Raw genomic sequence first — 3,212 nt, 5'->3', positions numbered from 1 at the left:
CAGAAGTTGTAGAAACAGCTAGAGATAGTTTAGTTATAGGTATTCGATAATAGAAAGCAACGCATTTTAATATAGTGCGTTGCTTTTCTCAATTATTAGGTAAAGTCATTCTCATATATCGAATAAAGTGAAACCCAGTTACATGCAAATTAAAAAATCAACATGAAAATTGGGCAATCATGACGGTTGATCGTTATATTCCCCACAGGGGCAAAAAGACATAATTTTGTTTTTTCAAAATTCTAAATTGCTGCAATTGAATATGACTTTTCTTCTTCGTCACTTGTATTAATTAAATTGCCATCTTCAACATTATCTAAATTTAAACTTGTAAGTTCCATAATTCATTGTATATACCTTGAAGCTTTAAAAGCTCATCGTGCTTCCCTTGTTCACACATTTGCCCATCTTGTAATACATATATAATATCAGCATTTTTAACCGTACTAAGTTTATGAGAGATTATAATTGCGGTTTTTCCTTCATTATAAACCAACTGATCTATAGTACTCATTATTTTTTTCTCCGTAATACTATCTAATGCACTAGTGGCTTCATCAAAGATAAAAATATCTGGATCTTTTAAAAATGCTCTGGCTAAAGAAATTCTTTGGGCTTGTCCACCTGACAAATTAGACCCTCTTTTTTCAAGCATTGTATCAAATTTATTGGGTAATTTATTAATAAAATCTAGCGCTTCAGCATTTTTACATGCTTCTAAGACTGCACTCTCAGATTTGAATTCGTTACTTCCATGTAATAAGTTATTAGAAATTGTATCAGCAAATAAGAATGTATCTTGTGATACATAACCTATCCTCTCTCTTAATTCTACTAATTTTATTTTATTAATATCTTCATTATCAATTAAAATTTCCCCTTCATTAACATCATAGTATCTGGCTAATAACTTACCTACTGTACTCTTCCCACTACCACTTTCTCCAACAATAGCAATTTTATTTCCCTTTTTAATATCTATATTCACACTATCAAGAACTATACTTCGAAAACCATACTGAAAAGATACATTCTGCAATGCGATTTTATTATCAAATTTATAAGGTAGATTTTCTTCATAATTTTTTGGTTCTGTATCTAAATCTGTAATTTCTGCAATACGTCTTGCAGCTACAAAAGATGACTGTAGAGTGGGTTGTATGTTTATTAACCTTTCTATGGGATCTAAATAATATATTGTTAAAGCATTAAATGCTAATAAGCTCCCTAATGTCATTTCTTCATGAATTACAAAGTAACCGCCTGCCCATAAAATAACTAAGCTAATCATCATTTTTAAGAAGCTATTAAACGATAATTGTAAATTTGAAAATCGTCCTAGTTTTAAAAGATTTTTCATTAATTTATCAAATTTAGTCACTGCTTTATTATAAACATTTTCTTCTGAGTGATAACTTTTAATAATTTGATTACCATCAAAAGATTCAATTAAATAAGAACTCAAATCAGCATCATTTTCTGCAACTTTCTGATTGTAATACTCAAACGTTTTTTTTAATATGAAGACACATACAATTAATAAGGGAATAAATATTAATGTTATTAATAGTAACCTAGAGCTCTGTAAATAAAGTAAGGTGCCTCCAATTAGTATCATTAAAGTATCAACAAGTAATGTTACTGTGGAGGACGATAAAGCTTCTCTAATCTTTGATGTATCCATAAATCTTTGTAAAATTTCTCCACTTTTCCTCGTATCAAAGAAATTTGTAGGTAAATGAAGCACATGATAAAAATAATTTTTCATTAAATTTATATCTATTTTCAAACTAAGCTGCAAAATCATCTCATACCTTATATAAGTTAAAATAATAGATGATATATATAGAGCAAGAATCCCCATACCTAATAAATGAAGATTTGATATCAAGTTGTTTGGTATAATATTATCTGTCAAATATTTAAAAAACAGTGCTCCAAGAATACCAATTGTATTAATTACAAATGACATAAAAACCAACGAATATATTTTTAATTTATTTGTTATAAAAATATCTACAAATAGCTTCATATATGATGGTGATTCATTTTCCACTGTAAAAGTACTCATTTTTTCAATTAATACAGCAATGTTCGTCCATTGCTCATTAAATTCATTTTTATTAAGTCTATATCTGCCTTTTCCAGGATCGACAATATGTATTTTATTATTTTTTATTTTTTCAATAATTACAAAATGATCATAACCTTGCTGATTGATAATATGTACAATTACAGGGAACTTTGCTGAATTTAGTTCTTTAATAGACTCTACTTTCACTCCTGTAAGCTGGATACCTATCTTTTCTCCTGCTTTTATTAAACCGTATAGATTTGTCCCTAATTTATCTGTTTTAGCCAATTCTCGTAGCTTAGGTATAGATACACGTTTACCATAATACTGAGAGATCATCGCCAGACAAGTTGGACCACAATCTTTTTCATCGTACTGTTGGATGTATTTTAATTTCACATTTTCACCCTCTATAAAGCATATGCGAGGGTGGTATACCATCCTCGCATATGTTGTATTTAATATTTTATTTTTTCTTTCCACCAAAACTGATGCTTATATTATCTACTTTATTAGCTAATTTTCCAGTGATTTCACCAAGGCTTTCCCAAGTATTACCACCATTAATTTGTTTTATTTCTTGATTCGATAACTTTTTCATTAATTTTCTCCTCCATGACTTTTATTATTTCAATTGTTCATTTGCAGAATTAATAAAGTCTCTAGCACCGCCAGCAACTTTTCCTCCGGTTCTACCAATCCAGCCGTTTGTATTAGTTCCACCTTCCCACTCGCCTAAGCCTTCTTTAAATCCATTTTTCATATCCGAAAGTCCTCCACGAACACTATCCATAACTCCTCCGCCATTAATAGTGTTTAGCTCTGCTAAATTTAATTTTTTCATTATAATAACCTCCTAAATTATTTTGACTATTTTAATCAAAAAACAAGCTATTAATTAATCAAAAAGCATAGCTCTTTGATATTTTTCATTTTAACTATCGATTATTAAAACACAATTAACAAAATGTAAAAAAATTATTTAGATAAAAGTCGGTTCTGTTGTAAAGTTAAATTTATAGTATGATTTTAACAAAGAAGGAGCCTTCTTTATGAACTATTTCAGATATAAATAATTTAACAAGGATGTTATCACTGTAGCCTTTGGCTACTATCTAAGATATGCATTGAGTTATCG

Annotated in this window: 3 protein-coding genes and 2 pseudogenes; 1 reads left to right on the top strand and 4 read right to left on the bottom strand. The window is 29.0% G+C overall.

The features are described from left to right. Positions 1-242 precede the first annotated feature (242 nt). The 4 genes and pseudogenes from HMPREF2846_RS14670 to HMPREF2846_RS04535 all read right to left on the bottom strand — a co-directional run. Positions 243-326, bottom strand: a pseudogene (locus HMPREF2846_RS14670) (replication protein); the annotation flags it as partial. Further along, a complete protein-coding gene (locus HMPREF2846_RS04540) occupies positions 323-2,473 on the bottom strand; it encodes a peptidase domain-containing ABC transporter (RefSeq protein WP_070625907.1) in 2,151 nt (716 codons plus the stop codon). The gene HMPREF2846_RS04540 and the pseudogene HMPREF2846_RS14670, both read right to left, overlap by 4 nt. A 67-nt stretch (positions 2,474-2,540) precedes the next feature. After that, positions 2,541-2,675 (bottom strand): hypothetical protein, encoded by a 135-nt coding sequence (locus tag HMPREF2846_RS14665; protein ID WP_256274289.1) that lies wholly within the window; start codon positions 2,673-2,675, stop codon positions 2,541-2,543. Positions 2,676-2,699: 24 nt separating this feature from the next. After that, the gene (locus tag HMPREF2846_RS04535; protein ID WP_070625905.1) at positions 2,700-2,918 is read right to left on the bottom strand and encodes a hypothetical protein; all 219 of its coding nucleotides are present in this window, start codon (positions 2,916-2,918) and stop codon (positions 2,700-2,702) included. Positions 2,919-3,126: 208 nt separating this feature from the next. Between HMPREF2846_RS04535 and HMPREF2846_RS14155 the strand changes: the two are divergent. After that, positions 3,127-3,212: pseudogene (locus tag HMPREF2846_RS14155) on the top strand (IS6 family transposase); the annotation flags it as partial.

This window comes from Staphylococcus sp. HMSC056G08 (genome assembly GCF_001812305.1).
Taxonomy (GTDB): domain Bacteria; phylum Bacillota; class Bacilli; order Staphylococcales; family Staphylococcaceae; genus Staphylococcus; species Staphylococcus simulans.
This window is presented reverse-complemented; position numbering and strand designations above follow the sequence as displayed.